The 21,922-nt window shown below is 36.6% G+C and carries 19 protein-coding genes; 14 read left to right on the top strand and 5 right to left on the bottom strand.

Features of this window, described 5'->3' with window-relative positions:
* Positions 1 to 95 precede the first annotated feature (95 nt).
* The 8 genes from DEU39_RS15100 to DEU39_RS15065 all read left to right on the top strand — a co-directional run bounded on the left by DEU39_RS15100 (position 96) and on the right by DEU39_RS15065 (position 11,021).
* Complete coding sequence (locus DEU39_RS15100; protein ID WP_062673343.1) at positions 96 to 2,354, top strand: T9SS type B sorting domain-containing protein; 2,259 nt, start codon at positions 96 to 98, stop codon at positions 2,352 to 2,354.
* 122 nt (positions 2,355 to 2,476) lie between these two features.
* Positions 2,477 to 3,103 (top strand): NAD(P)H-dependent oxidoreductase, encoded by a 627-nt coding sequence (locus DEU39_RS15095; protein WP_034691525.1) that lies wholly within the window; start codon positions 2,477 to 2,479, stop codon positions 3,101 to 3,103.
* A 29-nt stretch (positions 3,104 to 3,132) separates the two neighbouring features.
* A complete protein-coding gene (gene nadB / locus DEU39_RS15090) occupies positions 3,133 to 4,704 on the top strand; it encodes an L-aspartate oxidase (protein WP_062673341.1) in 1,572 nt (523 codons plus the stop codon).
* A 12-nt stretch (positions 4,705 to 4,716) separates the two neighbouring features.
* Entirely contained in the window at positions 4,717 to 5,577 is an 861-nt protein-coding gene (nadC, locus tag DEU39_RS15085; protein WP_120232506.1) for a carboxylating nicotinate-nucleotide diphosphorylase, read from the top strand.
* A gap of 208 nt (positions 5,578 to 5,785) precedes the next feature.
* Positions 5,786 to 8,377, top strand: coding sequence for a TonB-dependent receptor (locus DEU39_RS15080; RefSeq protein ID WP_120232505.1), 2,592 nt, complete (start codon positions 5,786 to 5,788; stop codon positions 8,375 to 8,377).
* Between the two features lie 86 nt (positions 8,378 to 8,463).
* Positions 8,464 to 8,895 carry a hypothetical protein gene (locus tag DEU39_RS15075; protein ID WP_034691532.1) on the top strand — a complete coding sequence of 144 codons (432 nt, stop codon included), beginning with the start codon at positions 8,464 to 8,466 and terminating at the stop codon, positions 8,893 to 8,895.
* 67 nt (positions 8,896 to 8,962) lie between these two features.
* Positions 8,963 to 9,955 carry an aspartate-semialdehyde dehydrogenase gene (locus tag DEU39_RS15070; RefSeq protein WP_062673335.1) on the top strand — a complete coding sequence of 331 codons (993 nt, stop codon included), beginning with the start codon at positions 8,963 to 8,965 and terminating at the stop codon, positions 9,953 to 9,955.
* 58 nt (positions 9,956 to 10,013) lie between these two features.
* The gene (locus DEU39_RS15065; protein ID WP_120232504.1) at positions 10,014 to 11,021 is read left to right on the top strand and encodes a cation diffusion facilitator family transporter; all 1,008 of its coding nucleotides are present in this window, start codon (positions 10,014 to 10,016) and stop codon (positions 11,019 to 11,021) included.
* Positions 11,022 to 11,039: 18 nt separating this feature from the next.
* Here DEU39_RS15065 and DEU39_RS15060 read toward each other — a convergent pair whose 3' ends face one another.
* Together DEU39_RS15060 and xrtF are read right to left on the bottom strand one after the other, a co-directional pair.
* Positions 11,040 to 11,477, bottom strand: coding sequence for an exosortase F system-associated membrane protein (locus DEU39_RS15060; RefSeq protein WP_062673331.1), 438 nt, complete (start codon positions 11,475 to 11,477; stop codon positions 11,040 to 11,042).
* Complete coding sequence (gene xrtF, locus DEU39_RS15055; RefSeq protein WP_062673329.1) at positions 11,464 to 11,994, bottom strand: exosortase family protein XrtF; 531 nt, start codon at positions 11,992 to 11,994, stop codon at positions 11,464 to 11,466. Before xrtF ends, DEU39_RS15060 begins: the two co-directional genes overlap by 14 nt.
* A 229-nt stretch (positions 11,995 to 12,223) precedes the next feature.
* On the opposite strand from xrtF, the gene DEU39_RS15050 reads away from it, so the two are divergent.
* The 6 genes from DEU39_RS15050 to DEU39_RS15025 all read left to right on the top strand — a co-directional run bounded on the left by DEU39_RS15050 (position 12,224) and on the right by DEU39_RS15025 (position 16,678).
* Positions 12,224 to 13,243 carry an aminoglycoside phosphotransferase family protein gene (locus DEU39_RS15050; RefSeq protein WP_120232503.1) on the top strand — a complete coding sequence of 340 codons (1,020 nt, stop codon included), beginning with the start codon at positions 12,224 to 12,226 and terminating at the stop codon, positions 13,241 to 13,243.
* A gap of 101 nt (positions 13,244 to 13,344) precedes the next feature.
* On the top strand, positions 13,345 to 13,752 hold the full coding sequence (locus DEU39_RS15045; protein ID WP_062673324.1) for an RNase adapter RapZ: 408 nt from the start codon (positions 13,345 to 13,347) through the stop codon (positions 13,750 to 13,752).
* A gap of 92 nt (positions 13,753 to 13,844) precedes the next feature.
* A complete protein-coding gene (locus tag DEU39_RS15040) occupies positions 13,845 to 14,558 on the top strand; it encodes an NDP-sugar synthase (RefSeq protein ID WP_062673322.1) in 714 nt (237 codons plus the stop codon).
* Positions 14,559 to 14,567: 9 nt separating this feature from the next.
* Positions 14,568 to 15,320: a TIGR00730 family Rossman fold protein gene (locus DEU39_RS15035; RefSeq protein WP_120232502.1), complete on the top strand. Its 753-nt coding sequence runs from the start codon at positions 14,568 to 14,570 to the stop codon at positions 15,318 to 15,320.
* Between the two features lie 58 nt (positions 15,321 to 15,378).
* Positions 15,379 to 15,849 carry a DUF6702 family protein gene (locus DEU39_RS15030; protein ID WP_227941116.1) on the top strand — a complete coding sequence of 157 codons (471 nt, stop codon included), beginning with the start codon at positions 15,379 to 15,381 and terminating at the stop codon, positions 15,847 to 15,849.
* Positions 15,850 to 16,126: 277 nt separating this feature from the next.
* The gene (locus DEU39_RS15025; protein ID WP_120232501.1) at positions 16,127 to 16,678 is read left to right on the top strand and encodes an inclusion body family protein; all 552 of its coding nucleotides are present in this window, start codon (positions 16,127 to 16,129) and stop codon (positions 16,676 to 16,678) included.
* 58 nt (positions 16,679 to 16,736) lie between these two features.
* On the opposite strand, the gene DEU39_RS15020 is transcribed toward DEU39_RS15025, so the two are convergent.
* The 3 genes from DEU39_RS15020 to DEU39_RS15010 form a co-directional block, all read right to left on the bottom strand.
* Entirely contained in the window at positions 16,737 to 17,234 is a 498-nt protein-coding gene (locus DEU39_RS15020; protein WP_062673318.1) for a hypothetical protein, read from the bottom strand.
* A 139-nt stretch (positions 17,235 to 17,373) separates the two neighbouring features.
* A complete protein-coding gene (locus DEU39_RS15015) occupies positions 17,374 to 18,798 on the bottom strand; it encodes a DUF5689 domain-containing protein (RefSeq protein WP_120232500.1) in 1,425 nt (474 codons plus the stop codon).
* A 26-nt stretch (positions 18,799 to 18,824) separates the two neighbouring features.
* Positions 18,825 to 21,701: a carboxypeptidase-like regulatory domain-containing protein gene (locus tag DEU39_RS15010; protein ID WP_120232499.1), complete on the bottom strand. Its 2,877-nt coding sequence runs from the start codon at positions 21,699 to 21,701 to the stop codon at positions 18,825 to 18,827.
* Between the last annotated feature and the right edge of the window lie 221 nt (positions 21,702 to 21,922).

The raw sequence follows: 21,922 nt of genomic DNA, 5'->3' as shown, positions 1-21,922 counted from the left end.
AACCAGATTGAGGCCGGACGCTGCTTATCATCAATAATGTAAACACAAAAACAATTTTATATCAAAAAAAACAATAACATCATAATCCATCCACTATGAAAAAAGATATACTCATTTTTTTACTGACTATCTTATTATGCCTGCCGGGAAGATTTCTTTCGCAAACCTATCAACTTACCGGAAATCCTGTCAATACGACTGGCTGGGATCTGGTCTCTGACGCTATAGTAAGCGGAGACTTTGTAAGACTTACCACTGATCAAACCAGCAGATATGGAGCTGTAAAATTATCCACTCCTATTACCTTAAGCTATTGTGATAAATGGAAAGTAGAATTCGATTTCAGAATAGACGGAAACGGAACCACTCAGTTTGGAAAAGGAGACGGCTTTACTTTCTGGTATCTTGCCAATCCGCCAACAGGATTTGTATCAGGAGGAGGTCTGGGAATTCCTGCCAATGCTTCAGGGCTCATGGTTGGTTTTGATATTTTCAACAATACCACTGAAGGCCAGATGAGTAAAGTTCACATTCTTTATGGTACCAATAACACAGCAGGTAATAATATCGAGTTCAACACCACTCCGGGAAGCACATTCCACTCTCCGGACCTTATTGCTACCCAGCCGTTTGTAGGAGACACCTACAGACACGTTGAAGTAAATGGCGAAACAGACCTTACCAACCCTACAAACTGGATTATCAAAGTAAGAATAAACGGAGTTCTTATCGTAGATCAGTCTTTTGCTCCTTCCGGAGGAGCAGTGGGAATGTCACAGGGATATTTTGGTTTCTCTGCAGCAACCGGAGGTGCCAGTGCAAGACATTCTATTAAAGACGTTAAAGTATATGTAGATAAAGTTCCTATTTTAAGCAATACCATAACTCCATTTGTTTGTACAAATCCAGCTACCGGAAATGGTACAGTAGACCTTACTTCTTATAATTCTCAATTTGTAAATAATCCCGGAAATTATATTTTCACTTATTATGTATTGGGAAGTTCTACTCCTATTGCCAATCCTACAAGTTTCCAGTATTCCGGAAATACAACGATTAAGGTGGTGGTAAAAGATCCTACGTCTACTCTTTGTGATAATGGTGATGGTGTTATTCAGCTTAACCCTACGCCATTCGCAGCAACAGATGCTACTCTTAGCGGATGTAATAACAACAATGCAGGAACAGCAACCTTTGACCTCAATACTGCTGCTGTAACAACTGTTGCCGGAGTTACCAAAGAATTCTATCCTACTTTATACGACCTGAATAACGGTACGAACCAGATAACAAATCCTTCTGCCTATGCTTCTGCTGCAGCAACAATATATGTAAAAGTAACCACACCTCAGGGTTGTGTCAGTACTTCTAAAATTACACTGAATATTTACCCTGTAGTAGTTGTTAATGACGTTGAACTCAAATCATGTTTCATTGAAACCAATCCATCTATGGCTTCTTTTAACCTTACAGGAGCTGTTGTTTCCCAGGGCGGACTGACAAAAGAATATTATCCATCGTTGACAGATGCTATCAGTGGAACTAATGCCATCTCAACTCCGGCAGCATACATTGCTCCTAATGGAGTTGTTTATATTAAAGTTTTTAATGGAAATGGATGCTATTCTATTGCTAAAGTTACTTTAACTGTAATACCTCCTGTTTATTCAAGAACTTTACTTGACAAGACAATTTGTATTGAAAACACCACAACATTAGATGCGGGAGCCGGATTCAAAAGCTATGAATGGAGCACAGGAGCAACCACACAATCCATCAAGAATGTAGGAGTAGGTACTTACTGGGTTAAACTGAAAACCGGAGATTGTATTGCCACACAAAAAGTAACAGTATATCCTTCCGACAATCCTGTTATTACCACGGTTGACATTTCAGGAAGTACGGTAACAGTATATGCTAACGGTGGAACTCCTCCTTATCAGTATTCTATGGATAATATCAACTGGCAGGATTCCAATGTGTTTACCAATATTGCAAGAGGAGAAGCTAAAGTATATGTAAGAGATGCCTATAATTGCGTTCCTGTTGAAGTTAATATTACAGTACCGAATCTTATTAATATAATTACACCTAATGATGATGGAATCAATGATTTTGTTGATTACTCCGCATTAGCCAATAAACAAAATCTGGAAATTGCCATCTTCGACAGATATGGTTATAAAATGTTCCAGGCCGATAAAACCAATGGCTACAAATGGGCAGGAACTACCAATGGACATAAAAAAGTCCCTACAGGAAACTATTGGTATTCTGTTTCATGGAATGAAAATAATAAAAACAGTACTCCGATAAAATTCTCAGGCTGGATTGTTGTAAAAAACAGAGAATAATTACACGTTCCACCACATCAAAAGAATCACCCCGCCGGTCGGGGTGATTTTTTTGTATGAACAGGCAGGAGATATTTCATTTTAAAGACTCTTTATTCATATTCAATTCTTAAATTTGTCGTATGAATTATTTGGAAGCTTTAAGCAGAAGATATTCTGTAAAAAAATTCAATCATCAGATTATTCCTCAGGAAACTCTTCACAACATTCTTGAGTCAGGAAAGCTGTCTGCCAGTTCGCTGGGACTTCAGCCTTATAAAATTGTGGTTGTTGAAAGTGAAGAGATGAAACAGAAATTAATTCCTGCTTTTTATAATCCATCTCAGATTTCCACCTGTTCTCATCTTATTGTTATTATTTCAAAAAAAGTGATAGAAGAGAACTATATCCGAGGGTATTTTAATCATATTTCTGAAGTAAGAAATACTCCTATGGAAACACTGGACCCTTTCAGAAACAGCATTAATCAGCATATCAACCAGAAAACACATGATGAAATTTTCAACTGGGCAGAAAAACAGTCTTATATAGTATTGGCCAATCTTATGTATGCCGCCGCTATTGAAAATATAGATTCCTGTCCGATGGAAGGCTTCCGTCAGGATCTTATAGAAGAAATTCTGAATACCGACCCTGAAACAGAAAAAGTAACTGTTACCCTCGCTTTAGGTTACCGTTCTGAAGAAGATCACTTCCAGCACATGAAAAAAGTAAGAAAACCAAACGAAAAATTGTTTAAATTTATTTAATCTTAAACGATTGTACCTAAAGCCAGCATATGATAAAAGCGGATGTATTAGTAATTGGTTCCGGCATTTCCGGACTTTCCTATGCCATTAAAGTTTCTGAACAGCACCCTGATGCCAAAATCATTATTGTAACCAAGTCTGACGAAGACGAAAGCAATACCAAATACGCACAAGGCGGTCTCGCTGTCGTTACAGATTTTCAAAATGACAATTTTCAAAAACATATTGACGACACGATGCGTGCCGGTGACGGAGAAAATAAACGTGATGTCGTAGAGATGGTGGTAAGAGAAGCTCCTGCACGATTCAATGAAATTGTAGAATGGGGAGCACAGTTCGATATGAAGAACGGCAAATTCGCTTTAGGAAGAGAAGGCGGTCATACTGAAAACAGAATCGTCCATCATAAAGATATCACAGGTTTTGAAATCGAAAGAGCTTTGCTGGAAACAGCCAATAACAGCCCTAATATTGAAATTCTTGATCATCATTATGTCATTGACATCATTACTCAGCACCACGTTCCGGGAAAAGAACTTAATGAAGGAGACATCCACTGCTACGGGGCTTATATTCTGGATGAGAAATCCAAAACCATCAAAAAAATTACTTCTAAAATAACACTGGTTGCTACAGGAGGTGCCGGACATGTTTATAAAAATACTACCAATCCTACAATTGCAACCGGAGACGGAATTGCTTTCGTTGCCCGTGCCAAAGGAAAGGTTTCCAATATGCAATATTACCAGTTCCACCCAACCGCTCTTTACAGCAAAATGGATGGAATGTTGTTTTTAATTTCAGAAGCCGTTCGTGGAGATGGAGCAAAATTAAGAACCAAAAGAGGTGAAAAATTCATGCATAAATATGATGAACGTGAAGAATTGGCCTCAAGAGATATTGTTGCAAGAGCCATCGATGCCGAAATGAAAATTACCGGAGACGAATTTGTTGGCTTGGATTGCAAGGAAATGAACCATGAAAAATTCTTAGAACATTTCCCGAATATTTATAAAAAATGCAAAGACGAAGGAATTGATCCTTTCACTCAATTGATTCCTGTCGTTCCAGCCTGCCATTATCTGATGGGTGGAATTGAAGTAGACAGGGACGGACAGTCTTCCATCAGAAATCTTTTTGCAGTAGGAGAATGTACCAACTCAGGACTTCATGGCGCCAACAGGCTTGCTTCAAACTCACTTCTTGAAGGCTTGGTTTTCGGTCATAATGCAGCTATGAAAACGGTAGATCTTCTTAATGAAAACAATTTCAACTTTGATGATCTGAAAGCCGTTCCGGAATGGAATGAAGAAGGTATGAAGATCATGGACGAAATGGTTATCGTCAGCTATCTGAGAAAACAACTTCAGGAAATGATGAGTGATCTTGTTGGTATTGTAAGAAGTAACAGACGTCTGAATATGGCACTTCAAAAACACCAGGAAATTGCAGCCGCTGTGGATGAAATCTACCACTATTCCATTCTTTCACCACAACTTTCGGAATTAAGAAACTTAACAACTGTTGCGCACCTCATCATTACCCAGTCTATGGAAATGACAGAGAATAAAGGAGCGTTTTATAATAAAGATTTAGCTTAAAAGCATAATATAATGAAAAGACCAGCATACGTTACAGATAAAGCATTAAAAACATTCATAAAAAACGCACTTGAAGAAGATATTCAGGATGGAGACCACTCTACCCTATCTACTATTCCACAGGACCTTGTACAAAGTGCTAAGCTTTTAGTGAAACAGGACTGTATTCTTGCAGGTGTTGAATTGGCAGAAATCATTTTCAAGACTTTTGACAAAAATCTGAAAGTGGAAGTTTTCATTAAAGATGGAACTCCCTGTAAATTCGGAGACGTTGCCCTTACTGTTACAGGAAGTGCAAGATCCATCCTTTCTACTGAAAGATTTGTTCTTAACTGTATGCAGAGAATGAGTGGTATTGCCACCCTTACCCATGAATGGGATTCCAGATTAGTAGGTACAAAAACTAAACTTTTAGATACAAGAAAAACAACTCCCAACTTCAGAATGTGCGAAAAATGGGCGGTAGCTATTGGCGGCGGAACCAATCACAGATATGGTCTTTATGATATGATTATGCTGAAAGATAATCATATTGATTACAACGGAAGCATTACCAATGCCGTGGCAATGGCAAAAGATTACGTTAAAAAGAATAAGAAAAAGTTAAAAATAGAGGTTGAGACCAGAAACCTTGAAGAAGTTCGGGAAGCCATTAACGCAAAGGTCGACAGAATCATGCTCGATAATATGGATGTAAAAACAATGAAAGAGGCTGTAAAAATGATCAATGGCTCTTGTGAATCTGAAGCCTCGGGAGGAATTACCCGCGATATGCTGAAAGAAATTGCATCCACAGGCGTTACCTATATCTCTGTAGGAGCCCTTACACACTCTGCTGAGAATATAGATCTGAGTCTCAAAGCAGTGAAATAGCGTTGAATTTTTAACAAAAACACCCCCACTTTGTTAAAAATTCAATAACATGACTTTTTTCATACAAAAATTCAATTTTTAGCCATAATATTGATTTTTAACACTTTAACATTATTAAGACTTATTAAAAATTAACATTGAGTTAATAATAGTTAAATTTTATTTTGCGAATTTTGCAGAAAATTAAATCTAATTATTACTAACGATTATGAAATTAATCAACAAATCGATACTAACTGCGGTTATTACATTATCTACAGCTAGTGTTTATTACGCTCAAGAAGTTCAGGATTCTACGAAAACTAAATCTAAGGACATTGAGGAGGTAATCTTAAGAGGTGTTACAGATATCGCTAAAGATAGAAAAACGCCTGTTGCAGTATCTACTATTAAAGCTGCACAGATTTTAGAAAGACAAGGAAACCAAGAACTTGTCGAAATACTAAACACAACACCTTCTGTATATGCTACAAAAGGAGGTGGTGGTTTCGGAGACTCTCAAATTGTTATGCGTGGGTTTGAGTCCAGAAACATTGCAGTAATGGTAAATGGTATGCCTGTAAACGATATGGAGGGCGGTACTGTTTATTTCTCAAACTGGACTGGATTATCTGACGTAACAAGTACATTGCAGGTTCAAAGAGGTTTAGGATCATCTAAATTAGCGATTGCTTCTGTAGGAGGTACAATGAACTTCATTACCAAGTCCGCAGACATGAAAAGAGGTGGGGTTATTAGATTAGGAGTTGGTAACAATGACTATTTAAAAACATCTTTTGCTTATAATACCGGAAAATCTAAGGATGGTGTTTCCGCATCATTCTTAATGAGCAGACAAGCCGGAGGTACTTATATTGAAAATACTGATTATGAATCTTATGCATATTTCTTTGCATTAGGTTATGAAATCAACAAAAAACATAACTTACAGTTCTCAATTACTTCTGCACCTCAGTGGCATGATCAAAGAACTTTTGCACCGACTATCCAAAACTATATTAACTATAACCCAGATCATGACGGGACTCCATATAGAAGATATAATTCAGATTTTGGTTATTACACAGATGCCAACGGAAATAAAGTAGCTTTAGCAAACAGAGCCAACTACTATTCTAAGCCGGTGATGATGTTAAACTGGGACTGGACAATGAATGAAAAGTCTAAATTAAGTACAGTTTTATACATGTCTAACGGTAGAGGTGGTGGAACAGGTGATTTAGGACGACTAGGAAATAAAAGTATCAATGATGCCAGCTTTACAGATGCTTCAGGACACATTAACTATGATGCTCTTTTTGCAGCTAACGCAGCGGTTAATTTAAATACTGCAGGTGCAGGAAGCACAATTGTTCGTCGATCAAGTATCAATTCACACAACTGGTATGGTATTTTAGCAAACTTCCAACATAAAGTTAATGATAACTGGAATTTCTCAATCGGTACTGACGACAGATACTACTACGGGTACCATTATCAGGTGCTTACAGACCTTTACGGAGCTAAAGGATATAAAGATGCGGCTAACAAAAACATCGCTACACCTAGAATAGTAAATGCACTTTATGATTACAAAAAACTTTCGTGGAATCCTTTCGGAGGAAAATTAGCTCCAGCTGAAGATCAGGTAGGGTATAGCAATGACGGAGAAGTTATTTGGTACAGTGGATTTGCACAAGTAGAATATACTAAAAATAATCTATCTGCATTCTTACAAGGTTCCGTATCTAATCAAGGTTACCAGAGAATTGATAACTATGTAGTAGACGGAAGCACATTAAGAGGTCAAACCATCAACACGAAAACAGGATTTAAAAATATTTTCGGATATAATATTAAAGGGGGTGCTAACTATAACATTAATGAGCAGCATAACGTATTTGCTAACTTAGGTTATTATAGCAAGCAACCATTCCTTAACACAGTTTATCCAAGTAACCAACAGCTTGTTAACCCTTATTTAACGAACGAGAAAATTTCTTCAGCAGAAGTTGGTTATGGGTTCAGGTCTGCAAAATTCACTGCTAATGTAAACGTGTACAGAACACAGTGGAAAGACAGATGGTTGAGAAAAACTAGCCAGACTTTCACTTTAGCTGATGGTACAACGACTACAGGTTATTCTGAAATCAATGGTATTACAGAAGTTCACCAGGGAGTAGAATTCGATGGAGTTTACAAACCAAACCGTTTCTTAGAAATTCAGGGGATGTTCTCTTGGGGAGATTACTATTATAAAGGAAATGCTAATGTAGCTTCATTCGACGATAATAATAATCCTGTTACTTTAGCAGGTTCAGCAGGAAACGAACTATACTTAGATAAAGTAAAAGTAGGAGGTTCAAGTAACAACAGTATTCCTCAGATGACTGCATCATTAGGACTTACTGTAAAACCAGTAAAAGATCTTAATATTTTCGGAACATGGAGATATGTAGGTAAACTTTATTCTACTATTGACGCCGGAACATTCACCAATGTTGCTGCTCAGGACAGAGGAGTATTGAAATTACCTGACTTCAACTTATTTGATGTAGGTTTCTCTTACAAAATCAGATTACAAAACGAAGCTCAGTACTTCACAATCGGAGCTAACGTTTATAACTTGTTTGATAAAATTTATATTTCTGATTCTGCAACAAGTATATTTGGAACGGATAAAATTACAGCAAACAATGATCCTGATAAAGGAAAAACTTATGAAGAAGCTGGTAGAATGTACAATGGTATTGCAACGGGTAACCGTGCTTATTTCGGTTTCGGAACTACTTGGGCAGCAACCTTATCATTCAACTTCTAATAAAATCATAATATTAGATTTTCTCAATATCAATCCCGGCTTTGAGCCGGGATTTTTGTTATCTTTGTGTACAAAAAAATAGGATTATGGATTTTTACAACATTTTACTTAATGCCCACAAAGGTTTCGGGTATCTTGAAATTCTTTTGGTAACATTATTTGTCATTGCACTTTTGGCTACCATGTTCGGTTTCAGTGGAAAAGTGAACAAATTTTTGAAGAAAACAACTCTTTTCACAATGATTTTCTTCCACGTTCAGTTTTTATTAGGGATCATTATGCTGATCACCACTTTCAGCAAAGGTTTAAACATGGGAGAAGTAATGAAAAATGCAGCATTAAGATTCCAATATGTTGAACATCCATTCTCTATGCTTATTGCGGCAGTTTTGATGACTATTGTCAACAAAAAAGTAAAATCCAATGATACTATTTCTTTAGGAGTAGTAATTATGGGATTGATTGCAGTAGGTTTATTTGCATTTGCATTCCCTTGGACAAGAGTCTTCGGGGCTTAAAACAGACAAAAAAATTATATGCGTTATAATTTATAAATAGTTTAATCTTAAATTTTTATTTAAATCAATGAAAGTAGCTGTAGTAGGTTCAACAGGAATGGTTGGACAAGTTATGCTTAAAGTTTTGGAGGAGAGAAACTTCCCTGTAACAGAATTAATCCCGGTAGCATCCGAAAGATCTGTAGGCAAGAAGGTGAAGTATAAACAGAAGGAATTTACCATCGTAAGCATGAAGGACGCTATAGCTGCCAAACCGGATATTGCTATTTTCTCTGCAGGTGGATCTACTTCTCTTGAATTCGCTCCTTTATTTGCAGAAGCAGGAACAACAGTAATTGATAATTCTTCTGCATGGAGAATGGATCCTGACAAAAAATTAGTCGTTCCTGAGATCAATGCTGATGTTTTAACAAAAGAAGATAAAATCATCGCAAATCCGAATTGTTCTACCATTCAATTGGTAATGGTTCTTGGGCCATTGAACAAAAAATATGATTTAAAAAGAGTAATCGTTTCTACTTACCAGTCTGTAACAGGAACAGGTAAAGCTGCTGTAGACCAGTTAAACGGTGAAATCAGCGGAGATGAAACTACTGAAAAAGTATATCCATATCAGATCTTCAAAAATGCATTGCCACACTGTGATGTATTTGCTGATGATGATTACACAAAAGAAGAGATCAAACTGATGAAGGAACCTAAGAAAATTTTAGGAGACGATACCTTTAACTTAACAGCAACTGCTGTAAGAGTTCCGGTTCAGGGAGGACATTCTGAAAGTGTAAACATCGAATTCGAAAATGAATTTGAACTGGACGAAGTAAGAAAAATCTTATCTGAAACTCCTGGAGTAATCGTAATGGATGATGTAAAAAACAACCACTACCCGATGCCTCTTTATTCAGAAGGAAAAGATGAAGTTTTCGTTGGAAGGATCAGAAGGGATCTGTCACAGCCCAAAACGCTCAACCTCTGGATCGTTGCAGACAATCTGAGGAAAGGAGCAGCAACAAACGCTGTGCAAATTGCAGAATACCTGGTAGCAAACAACTTAGTATAAACTAACAAAAATAAAAAGAGTCTCAGAATTGAGATTCTTTTTTTTATCAAACACTTATATGAATACCCAGAAAAATACCCACAAAGAGAAAATAGGATTTCAAAAGCTTATTGCCACATTTGGAATTATCCTTTTTATCGGAAAGATCATTGCCTGGAAACTGACTAATTCTGATGCTGTTTTTTCTGATGCCATGGAAAGCATCGTTAATGTCATCAGTGCATTTATGGGATTGTATTCTCTTCATCTTGCAGCGAAACCTAAAGATGATGATCACCCATATGGCCATGGGAAAGTAGAATTCGTGACTTCCGGAATTGAAGGAGCTTTGATTGCCATAGCCGGTGTTATGATTATCTACGAAGGAATTCACAGCCTTATTGTAGGAAAAACACTCAGTAAAATTGATCTTGGGATATGGATTATTGCAGCCACTGCAGTTGTTAATTACCTGCTGGGATATATCTCTATAAAAAAAGGGGAAAGAGAGAATTCTCTGGTTCTTATTTCGTCCGGTAAACACCTTCAGTCCGATACCATTACCACCCTTGGCGTAGTGGCCAGTTTAATCATTGTTTATTTCACCAAAATCTATTGGCTGGATTCTGTAGTAGCATTAAGTTTTGGACTTTATATCATATTTGTAGGCTATAAAATCGTCCGAAAATCTTTAAGCGGAATTATGGATGAACAGGATCCTGAAATATTAAATCAGGTGATTAAAATCCTTGAAGGCAGCAGACATGTAGAATGGATTGATGTACACAATATGAAAATACAGCAGTTTGGTGCTTCCCTTCACATTGATGCGCATATTACCCTTCCCTGGTATTATGACCTTCGCGATGCACACAATGAAATGGAAAAAGTAATTCTCCTTCTTGCTAAAAATATAAAACGCAATATTGAATTCAATTTCCATATGGACGACTGTAAACCAATTTCATGTCCGGTTTGTCAGATCAAGGAATGTCCTGTCCGCGAAAAAAAATTTGTTAAACGTGTAGAATGGACTCCGGAAAATGTAACGAGTGTGGATAAACACACAATTGTTGAGGGAGAATAAAAATTCAGATTCTCCTTTCTAGCCTTGTTCACCGCCCATCTTCTTCCTATAATAGAACATCGGTACTATCAATAGTATGATCAAAGGCTGGATGACAAATCTTCTCATATAAAAAGAAAAAAGATATCCTATTTCAAATTTGTTATGAATACAGTACAGGTAAATCGGGAATGTAATAGCAAAAACGACAATCATCATTACAGCTCCCTGTATGGTCCAGTTCTTATTTTTGAATAACCCGTAAATAATCAGGCAGGAAAAAAGAAGATTTAAAATAAACCTGAATACATGTCCTGCAATCAGTTTTCCCCATTCAAAGGCAGGGAACTCAATATGTTTATTGGCTTCGTGAAAGTAGTTTAAAAATGGGTCATAAAAAAGAGTACCTTCCAAAGCTCTTACCCCTATCAATCCGCATATACCTGCGATAACCAGAAACCAGCTAAGAATTTTCATGTTTTAAGGCAAAAAATTTAATCCAGATCAGCCAAAGGGCAACCACACTTCCATAAATAATGGAAGGAAAAATAAAATCGTGAAACATCTTTCCGTATTCTTTATGATCTGACATGACAATATTCAATCCTATAATTCTTAAAAGATTGATAACATACAATAATACCAGTCCCGCTCCCACAAAAACAAAAGTTTTCGTTCCTTTATAAAAAGCAAAAACAAAAGACACAAATAAAATGATAACAGAAATCGCATTACAACCCTCCACCATTCTCGTCACATAATTCTGTTTAACATAAAACCAAACCTGTTCGTTCTTTAGATCGTCATAAAGTTCTGTAGGGTAACCTATCGAATTCTGAACAGCTGTCACCTGATTGGCTATCATCTTTGAAAAAGAATCCAATCCGGAGTCTTTTCCACTATTCAGATAGAACTGATAGGCAAAGAGCAGCACCAGATATATAATAATAAAACGCAATAAGATACCCAAAACAGGTTTAAAGTCTTTCAGCATACTACAAAGATAAAAATTAGTGTGTAATATCCTGAATTTGAATAAAGAAAGTTAAAAACAAGAGTTCAAACCATATAATTACCAGACTTACATTGAAAATTTTTCACAAAAACAATTAATAAAACCAAAATTCTACATCTCCATGATAATAACTCTTTGATCTTCATCCATCACTTCTTAAATCTATCATTTCCAACTCATGTTAATTTAGTATATTTGTTTCCATATTATGACTTCTGAAAACGCAAAACGATTTTTTGAAAACCATATAGGTAAAAAATCTTCCGAATTCGTCACATTAGCTCAAAGCGGCTCTGCGAGGGTAAATTTTCTGGCCACTGCCGGTACTGAGAAATACATTATCACGTACAATGAAAATATTCCGGAAAATGAAAGTTTTCTTTACTATTCCGAAGTATTCGCTGACCTGAGTCTTAATACTCCTTCCATCCTCGCTGTTTCAGATGACAGGAAGATGTATATCCAGGAATTTTTAGGGCAACAAACACTTTCCGAGGTGATTACAAAAGAACAATTATCGCCCAATATAAAATCTTTGGTTCAGCAGACTTTACAAAAGCTTTACCAATTGCAGCTACAGACTCAGGGGAAAATTGATTTTTCAAAAACCTTTGAATATGAAAGTTATGATGAGCTTCCTGTGATTCATGATCTTTATTATTTTAAAAACTTTGTCGCCGATTTTCTGGAACTTGAGTACAACAAGTCTACTCTTCTTAAAGAATTTAAAAAAATTGCAGTGCTCATTGAGAACCTTGAACCTAAAGGAATTATGATCCGCGATTTTCAGGCAAGAAATATTATGGTGAATGAAAAGAATGAAATCTCTTTCATCGATTACCAATCGGCTATGAAAGGCCCGTTGATGTATGATGTCATCTCTTTTCTTTTTCAGGCTAAAGCTAATTTCCCGGAAGATTTCAAACAGGAAATGCTCGAATATTATATTCAACAGTTTGAAGATCCTGAAACAAGAATCCAACTGAAAAATGCAGTAATGCCTATTCAGATGATGAGATTTTTACAGGTTTTGGGAGCCTATGGATTCCGAGGATTGATTCAGAGAAAGCAGCATTTCATGGCCAGCCTTGAGAAAGGGATACAAAATATTACCCAATTTGCAGACTCATGGGAACAGATGAATAATTATCCGGAACTGAAAAAAGTAATTCAGCAGTTAACGTCTGATAAGGCAAAGCAAAAAATTGAAGAAATAATAAATAAATAAGTCTTCGGCTCCGCTCAGACTGATAGATTGAAAATATTTGAGCAAGCATAAAGCAACTTCAACATAACTAAATAAGCCTTAATGGTTTAAAAATAAAAAATATGCTACACATCGAGATACACAGTTTTTCATACAAAAAAGGAGGAATTCCCAAAGATAATTCCGGAAATGGCGGAGGTTTCGCTTTTGACTGCCGTGGAATCTTAAATCCCGGAAGAATTGAAGAATATAAAATCCAGACCGGAAATGACATCGGAGTTCAGGAATATCTGGAAACCAAAACAGAAATGCCAAAGTTTTTAGAACTTATAAAATCTCTGGTTTCCATCAATATTGACGATTATCTTGCAAGAGGCTTTGAACATCTTCAAATCAACTTCGGATGTACAGGCGGACAGCACAGATCAGTATATTCCGCTATAAAAATTGCAGAATTTATCAGAGAAAAATATCCTGAAGGAACTCAGGTAACTCTTCACCACGATGAACAACCGCAACTGAATAAATAAATGATAAGTGATCATTGATAAATGATTTAATTTCATTTATCGATGATACAAAGTATCATCATTCATCAATTACCATTTATCAATTATAAAAAATGAAAGCTTTAATTTTCGCAGCTGGAAAAGGCACCAGGCTTAAGCCATTTACAGATCATCACCCAAAAGCACTCGCCAAGGTAAATGAAATTCCGCTTCTGGAAAGAAATATTAATTACCTGAAAAGTTTCGGAATAAAGGATTTTGTTATCAACATTCATCATTTTGGAGAACAGATTGTTGATTTCCTGAATAAAAACAATAATTTCGGGTGCAAGATTGAAATCTCTGATGAAACCAATGAACTTCTGGAAACTGGTGGCGGCTTGATATTTGCAAGAAAATTCCTAGATCATGGAGAAGATTTTTTAATCCTGAACGCTGATATTCTAACAGACCTGAACATCAATGCATTGGTAGAATACCACAAAAAGATAAAAGATTTTGCTACTTTAGCGGTTTCGGACAGAGAAAGTTCGAGAAAACTCCTTTTCAATGATGATATGGTTTTGAGAGGCTGGCTGAATGTACAGACCGGTGAACAAAGGTTGGCAGAATTCAATAAAGGTTTTAGAGCCCTTGCATTCAGCGGAATTCATTGTATCAATCCTGTCATCTTCGAAAAAATAAAAAGAACAGGCAAATTCTCTGTTATGGAAGAATATCTGGATCTGATGCAGACCGAGCATATACATGGTTTTGTACACGACAGTATTCTTATTGATGTCGGAAGACCATCCTCCATAATAGAAGCCGAAAAACATTTTAAATAAATTTTTGCAATGGAAATTGATGGAACCAGGGATGAAAGTTTAGTAAATCCAGAACTTGATAGTAACGAAACAAAACTGCATAACAGTTTCAGACAGAAAACCTGGGACGAAACAATCACCAAAGACAGCTGGATGGTCTTCAAGGTCATGGCTGAATTTGTAGACGGCTATGAAAAATTGGCTAAAATTGGCCCATGCGTTTCTATATTTGGCTCTGCCCGACTGAAGTCGGAGAACAAATATTATGAAATGGCGGTAGATATCGCTGAAAAGATCACCAAACTAGGTTTCGGAATTATTACCGGAGGCGGCCCGGGGATCATGGAAGCAGGAAATAAAGGAGCTTTTAATGCCAAAGGGAAATCTATAGGACTTAATATTGATCTTCCTTTTGAACAGCATTTCAATCCTTACATCAACAAATCTTATTCTATGAACTTTGATTACTTTTTCGTGAGAAAAGTGATGTTTGTAAAATACTCTCAAGGTTTCGTAGTAATGCCTGGAGGATTCGGAACACTGGATGAGCTGACTGAAGCGATGACCTTGATTCAAACCAACAAAATTGGAAAATTCCCAATTGTTTTAGTAGGAAGTGAATTCTGGGGTGGATTACTGGATTGGTTTAAAGCAACTCTGTTAAAAGAGGGAATGATTGCGGAAGACGATCTTGATCTTTATCGTGTGGTAGATACGGCTGATGAGGCTGTAGCGCATATTAAAGCCTTTTATGATAAATATTCTGTAAATGTAAATTTCTAATTGGCATATTATTTGTGACTTATAACTAGCAAGTATGATTGTAAATCTATTAATTAAGATGAAAAAACTTTTATATATATCAGGAATTTTAACATTTTTTGTGTTAATGAGTTTTATGTATGTAGACTTTTTCTCTTCAATGACCAAAGTTGACTATATTGATGGAAGCAAGACATTGAAGTTTACCACAAAAATGAATACAAGCCATATCTCTGACGCTATTAAAATCAACCCTAATACGGCAGGATTTGAAGCAGAGGTAAAAAAATATGTGAACAATAATTTTGATGTATTTGTCAATGGCTCTCCTAAAACGATTACCTTCACAGGAAGTCAGGTCAGCGGAGAAACTGTATGGGTATATTTTGAAACCGGAGGTGTTTCGGACATCAATACCTTAAAGATTAAAAATACGATCCTTTTAAGTGCTTTTCCTAAGCAGATCAACATTGTCAACATTGCCTATAAAGGCAGCCAGAAAACAATGAATTTTCAGAGAGGAAAAGAAGTGAACGAGGTTTCTTTTTAAACGAAAATTAGATTTAACCATTATAAAATGGGTGCCCTGGAAAGTCAAATTTTTCAGGGTATTTTTTTTGGGCTGATAAAAAATCACTACAAAGAGATTAATTAAGTACAAATACCTAACCGAAAATTTCAGCATTTTCACTCTACTATTTTCATTTTCAGCAATGTACATTTGTATTGTAATTACAACCAGGAAAGTGAAGCCGGATTCACTTAAATAACGGGGCGGAATCTGAAAAGCCAGACGAGTAGGAAACACCAGACAAAAACTAAATATCATGGAAGATATAGAACTAAAATCATCCAGTCAGGAAATTGATGTCCTGATCGTTATTGACACAGATTATGTAAGATCTACTTATCCAAATCCAAGTAAGGATCCTAATAATCCTACAGGAATTGATCATAACAGTCAGCATATGATCGTTTCAAATGCCAACGCTATTTCCGGACAGGGCACAGCTGATCTGAACTTCAGTGCGAGAGCCGGAGATATAGTTTCTTTCAGAGGAACATCAATCTATCAAAATTCTGATGATGCTGTGATCATCTACAATATTAAATACTGGTCCGGTGATCAGGTTTTTAACAGCTTTATGTACAATTCTGTGGAAAGAAAGAAGGCTGCCGTGCCCAATCTGAATTCTCAAAACGGTCTTCCTGCCGCCAGCGCTGATATTACTTTTGCGAGTATCGATTCTAAAGTAAAAGCTACAGGAACAGAGAATTTCTATGTACAGTTTGGACTTTATATTTTAGATCCGAATGACAGTAACAAACAGATTCTGTACGGTTACTTTTACTGGGATCCAACAATTACGGTTAAATAAAAGAAAATAAAAACCACTGCATTTAGATAGACTGCAGTGGTTTTTGCTTTTTAATATCTCAAAATCCCGTAGACCATAAAAGAATATCAAGGTCCAACTCACTTATATTAAAATCATTCTGATGATCTTTAAAACCAGGCTTGTCTTTCAGTTCTTCAATAGCTTTTTCTGCTTTTTTTAAAGATGAAAATACTCCGATATATCTTTCGTCATCCAGAAAAGTATGTATTGTATAATAATGGCTGACACTGAAAACCGTATTTAAGCCTAATTCTTTTATTGAAATACAGTTGGCATCTATGTCGTCACCTTTTTCAATGTAGTCACGTCCAATTTCACCAATGACCTCCAGAAATCCTTCATTCCAATGTATCTTATCCAGAATATAACAATCGGCAACAAATGATTCGGGATAATCTCTAAATCCAGGAAGAACAACTGCTTTGGCTTTCAACTTTTCTAAGTTTTCAACACTATTAGAAAATCCAAGAAATTTAGTATCTGTATGGGATTCATCGGTGTAAGTATGATTTAATGCATAAATGAAATATTCCATCTTAATATAGTTTCTGTTTTTAGAGATAAAAGTATTAAATCCTTAATTGATTTAATATCCACTATTAAAATAAAATCGGGCAGCTTTCAAGCTGCCCGATTTTTATAAAGTGTATTAGAATATATTTTATCCTAATGAATTACTCAATTTTGATGTTATCAATCTGAAGATCATACACACCGTCTTTTCCTGTTTTAAGGGCAAACATTGGTTTTCCAGCGGTAGTATTAAGATCGGTAAGGCCTGTAAGCGTAAGCTCAATCAGTCTCCATTGTCCGTTCGTATTGATAGATCCGTTATATGAATTCGTACTTTCCGGGCTTAAAGTAGCACCTGTAGAGAATGTTGCTAAATTGAATGTATAGAAAGCAGAGGTATTAGGAGCTAATGGTGTTGCTCTGTATACGTTGAAAGAAAGGGATTTTCCTGATGCAGTACCTTTAATATACATTGTAATTCTCTTTGGAGCTGCTGGTATTCCTGACGCAGCATTTGCTGTAAATACATAATCATTATTGGCAGGTGTACCTTTAATCTGAAGGGAGTTTGTATCATTATATCCCAAACCAATACCCTGAGAGGCATAAGACATAAGTCCAAAGCTATTTAAACTTGACAGGAAAGATGGCCAGTTCTCAAAATCAGAGCTCGGGAAAAGATTGACAGCATTAGCAGATGGAAGTTCCGGCTGACCTGGAGTGAATCTGGCATTCGGGAAATTAATATCATTAAGATCTCTTATATAAGCCTGATCTGTAAAAACCGTTGTGTTATTTGAGCTTGTAAAACGGCTCAGAAGAAGAACGATATCACCACTTTTTTCATATTTAGGAGAGATAGGAGATTTCGCAAACGTTGAATAGTTGCTGAAACGAAGATCTAATCTACCTGCTTTTTTATCCGTAATATAACGATCACCTGTTGCAGATTCGTCAGCAAAATTTTTGGTCAGTTCAGGCTCTTCAAACTGAACATTTTTAATTTTCACAAGCTGATTGATATGAGCACCGTTTTTCAAAGCATCAGAGATAGAGTTGAACTCTAATGGCTTCATTGCAGCTACTACAGGCTTTTGTCCGTCGCAAACTCTTGCCATGTAATTGGATAGTTTATTAGGGTTGATTCTTCCAATAGGATAGTTAGGGTCATAAGAACCTACTTTAATGTTTCCATTAACTCCCTGAACGATCAATCCTTTCAGGTTGATTCTTACTAAAGCTCCAATAGGATAATCAAGATACTGATTTCCCCCATCGATATCAATTTCAATCCCTTGTGTCGGGTTTTCAGGTTTATCCTGAAGAAACATCATTTTGTAAAGATTTGAAGACTCATCACTTGAAGAGACATAAGCTTCTACGATGAAATCTTCCTTAATGATGTCGGCTTCTCCTGGTTTTGCCTTTGCAATAGTTACAATTTCTGATAACTGGTGATTAGCTGCAGCAAATTTGTTGGTACATTTGATTTCCGGTACCTCATAATCATCAGTTTTTACACAAGACGAGAATGCCAGCATTGAAATAGCACTAAAGATCGCCGCTTTAAAATATATATTTTTCATTGTTTTCGATTTTTAATTTTAGTTTTTTAGAATCTGAATTGAAGATTAACAAAATAAGATCTACCCTGATTATACCAATACTTTGGAGCGAATACCATATTTCCGCTGTCGTAATCATTCGCATAATCAATATAGTTAACGTTTCTGGTCTGCTCAAATCCTCCTGTAATATAATTTCTGTTATTAAGGATGTTATTAACCGATGCAGACAGCAATACATAATACTTACCTATCATCCAGGACTTCCCTGCATTAACATTGAAGAAGAATGCCGAAGGAAGCTTTGTAGGCGTAAGAACTCTTGCAAGTTCTTCATCAGTTACCTGATCATAAGGAACTCCAGGTGTATTAGGATTGGTATAGAATCTTGCGGTTCTTGTTACCGGAGATGGATCTAAGAATGAATGCCCGAAATAGTTCCATGTTGCTCCTACCCACCAATATTTAGGACTGCTGTAACGAAGACCTAAAGTATATGCCTCCTGAGGAGTTCCGCCTTGTCTGTAATTTTTAAGCGTTGCTTCGCCCATATTGGTATAAGATCTTGATACGATATTTCCGTTCCCGTCAAGCTCTCTGAACGTTCCAACAGCATCAGATGCAAAATAAACGGTAGGATTATTAGTATAAGTGTATTGTCCTAAGCTTAATAAACCACTTGCCGTTAAAGTAGGCGTCACTTTTACCTGTGCACCAAGTTCAATCCCCATATTTCTCTTATTGGCTCCTGCCAGTACCTGCGTAATGAAAGCACCATCCTGAACCGGAGCCTGATCACCACTCTCAGTAAGGTTTGTCAGTTTAACTCCCTGTGCGAAATATCGTTGTACACTTGTTTCGTTTTGGGTGTTAACAAGATAACCGGTCAGTCTAAGTTTAACAATCGGAGTAGAGATTACATAGCTCAGGTCATTGGCATCAACAACAACATTTTTGATACCAGGAGTGGTAACACCACTTACTCTTGTATTAAAGTAAATATCATTCAGGAAAGGAGACTGCGAGAAGTAAGCTCCGTTATAAACCAGGAAGTTTCTTCCATTGATTTTATAAGTAACCTGACCTTTAACGCCTGCATTCCAGAAATTCTGATCTGCACCTTTACCATAAGAAGACTCATACAGATAGTGTTGGAACAATCCTTCTCTGCTGTTTGTCGTGTAACCGAATAATCCCGAGATGAAAACATCAAATTTTCCTGTGGAGAATTTGAAAGCAGGATTTATTTTGAATTCCTGTCTTCTGAAAATATAGCTGTACCCGATTTTATCACCCTCTCTTTTGGCAACATCAGTATCGCTTTCTCTTGTATTGAATTTTCCCCAAACACTTCCTGCCGTGGTGTTGGATGCAAACGGATCCATATTCAGGGCAAAATCAGCACCCAAAAGATCATTTACTTCTCTGTACTGCTCAGATCTGTAGTTCTGGTAAGATAAGTTTAAAATAAAACGGGAAGTATCGGTGAAGTTATAAGTATAGTGGGTAGATACATTCCATACTTTATCATCTTTTACGTCATCCACAAGATAATAAGCGGCTCTTCTTCCTCCCAATAATGCATTGTATTCTACATTTCGGTTGGCATTATAAAGATTATCCCAGTTGATCTGTGTGTGTGACTGGTCATCATTGGTCCACCAGTCTCTTGTGATTCCGATGTTGGCAGCCTGCTCCGGAGACGGATCTTTATAGTTTAACCAATAGCTTGGCAGATTACGGTAATAAGTTGGAGACGGGTTATTAGCTCTGTACCAATCCAATCTTGAACTGTATTCTTTCCCAAACTGGTAAGAAACAGACGTCCATAACTGAGAGTTTTTATTGATTTTCCAGAAATCCTGTAATTGGATCATCGGCTGGAAACCTCTTTTCACTCTTTCATTTCTTTTATCTCCGTTTTGCCATCCCCAGTAAGAGTTGTAATGAACACCTCTGAAGTCATATACTTCCTGAGTACTTGGACTTGAAGAGCTTCTGGCATATTTAGAACCAATGGCATTTAAGGTCATGGTATGGCTGTCGCTGAATTTCTTCTCAATACCGACATATCCACTGTATGCATCATAAGCGGTACCATCCTGAATCCCTTCCTGTGCCCATCTCCTTGCGATCATTCCTGTAAATGCCCATCCGTTCTTATTCATTCCGGATGAAAATCTGTAGGATAATCTGTTGGTATAATTTCTGTTGGTCAGAGAGTATGTCAACTGGCTCCCTTTTCTGTACTCGCTGGCTTTTGTATTTTTATAAAATACTCCCGTAGTTCCTCCGAAGGCATATTCTGAAGGGGCATGGTTAGCTGCAATTTCCGGGTAACGGGTAATTTCGTTCAACCCTCCCCAGGTACTGAAGTCTACATCTCCATTATCAGCTGCAGCCATAGAAACCCCATTGATCATGTTCTCACCTGTTCTGCTATCAATTCCTCTTGGACGGAACCAGTACGGTCCTAAATCAAAACTTGCAATTCTGCTGAAAACATCCTGAGAAGATTGTAATAAACCTACCGTGGCCGTTTGCTGTGCACCACCGCCATCACTTTCTCCAGAATCTTCTATGATAGCTAACCCTTGATCAGCACCATTCAGTGCAGAATAAAGAGTAATTACTCCAAGATCTTTTCTTTTCTCATCACTGGTTACGTCAAATTCAAAAATTTTAGTTTCAAAATTGGGTTTTGTAACCATAATCTGATAATGTCCAGGCATCAAATCTTTAAATTGGAAATATCCGATTTTGTCTGCCTTTGCATCATTTCCTGCTCCTTTTAAATCTACATTTGCTTGCTCAACAGGCTTGCCATCCGCATCCTTAAGATACGCAAACACAGTTGTCTGCGCATAATAATAGGACGCAGGCAGCAAAGTAAATAAAGAGATCAATGATAATTTTTTAATCATGAGTATATTTATTTTTTAATACTTTTATTGTTAATTTTCAACAGTTTAAAAGTTGGGGGCACAAAATTAATCAAATTTTGCAATTCAGAACTTTTTTAACGTTATTTTTCCTTAACATTGCAATCTTTTAAGAATCATTATAAAAGAGAGCTTCAAATTACTGCTTTTAAATTTACAAATATTTAAAACGCAGCAAGTTAAAAAAAAGTAAATTTGTAATT

This window comes from Chryseobacterium sp. AG363 (assembly GCF_003610675.1).
GTDB classification, from domain to species: Bacteria; Bacteroidota; Bacteroidia; order Flavobacteriales; family Weeksellaceae; genus Chryseobacterium; species Chryseobacterium cucumeris.
The sequence above is the reverse complement of the archived record's forward strand: the minus strand, read 5'-3'. Positions and strand labels throughout refer to the sequence as shown.

Excerpts from the sequence above, each read along its gene's own strand:
- DEU39_RS15100 (WP_062673343.1), top strand. The coding sequence starts at position 96 with ATGAAAAAAGATATACTCATTTTTTTACTGACTATCTTATTATGCCTG.
- DEU39_RS15095 (WP_034691525.1), top strand. The coding sequence starts at position 2,477 with ATGAATTATTTGGAAGCTTTAAGCAGAAGATATTCTGTAAAAAAATTC.
- nadB (WP_062673341.1), top strand. The coding sequence starts at position 3,133 with ATGATAAAAGCGGATGTATTAGTAATTGGTTCCGGCATTTCCGGACTT.
- nadC (WP_120232506.1), top strand. The coding sequence starts at position 4,717 with ATGAAAAGACCAGCATACGTTACAGATAAAGCATTAAAAACATTCATA.
- DEU39_RS15080 (WP_120232505.1), top strand. The coding sequence starts at position 5,786 with ATGAAATTAATCAACAAATCGATACTAACTGCGGTTATTACATTATCT.
- DEU39_RS15075 (WP_034691532.1), top strand. The coding sequence starts at position 8,464 with ATGGATTTTTACAACATTTTACTTAATGCCCACAAAGGTTTCGGGTAT.
- DEU39_RS15070 (WP_062673335.1), top strand. The coding sequence starts at position 8,963 with ATGAAAGTAGCTGTAGTAGGTTCAACAGGAATGGTTGGACAAGTTATG.
- DEU39_RS15065 (WP_120232504.1), top strand. The coding sequence starts at position 10,014 with ATGAATACCCAGAAAAATACCCACAAAGAGAAAATAGGATTTCAAAAG.
- DEU39_RS15060 (WP_062673331.1), bottom strand. The coding sequence starts at position 11,477 with ATGAAAATTCTTAGCTGGTTTCTGGTTATCGCAGGTATATGCGGATTG.
- xrtF (WP_062673329.1), bottom strand. The coding sequence starts at position 11,994 with ATGCTGAAAGACTTTAAACCTGTTTTGGGTATCTTATTGCGTTTTATT.
- DEU39_RS15050 (WP_120232503.1), top strand. The coding sequence starts at position 12,224 with ATGACTTCTGAAAACGCAAAACGATTTTTTGAAAACCATATAGGTAAA.
- DEU39_RS15045 (WP_062673324.1), top strand. The coding sequence starts at position 13,345 with ATGCTACACATCGAGATACACAGTTTTTCATACAAAAAAGGAGGAATT.
- DEU39_RS15040 (WP_062673322.1), top strand. The coding sequence starts at position 13,845 with ATGAAAGCTTTAATTTTCGCAGCTGGAAAAGGCACCAGGCTTAAGCCA.
- DEU39_RS15035 (WP_120232502.1), top strand. The coding sequence starts at position 14,568 with ATGGAAATTGATGGAACCAGGGATGAAAGTTTAGTAAATCCAGAACTT.
- DEU39_RS15030 (WP_227941116.1), top strand. The coding sequence starts at position 15,379 with ATGAAAAAACTTTTATATATATCAGGAATTTTAACATTTTTTGTGTTA.
- DEU39_RS15025 (WP_120232501.1), top strand. The coding sequence starts at position 16,127 with ATGGAAGATATAGAACTAAAATCATCCAGTCAGGAAATTGATGTCCTG.
- DEU39_RS15020 (WP_062673318.1), bottom strand. The coding sequence starts at position 17,234 with ATGGAATATTTCATTTATGCATTAAATCATACTTACACCGATGAATCC.
- DEU39_RS15015 (WP_120232500.1), bottom strand. The coding sequence starts at position 18,798 with ATGAAAAATATATATTTTAAAGCGGCGATCTTTAGTGCTATTTCAATG.
- DEU39_RS15010 (WP_120232499.1), bottom strand. The coding sequence starts at position 21,701 with ATGATTAAAAAATTATCATTGATCTCTTTATTTACTTTGCTGCCTGCG.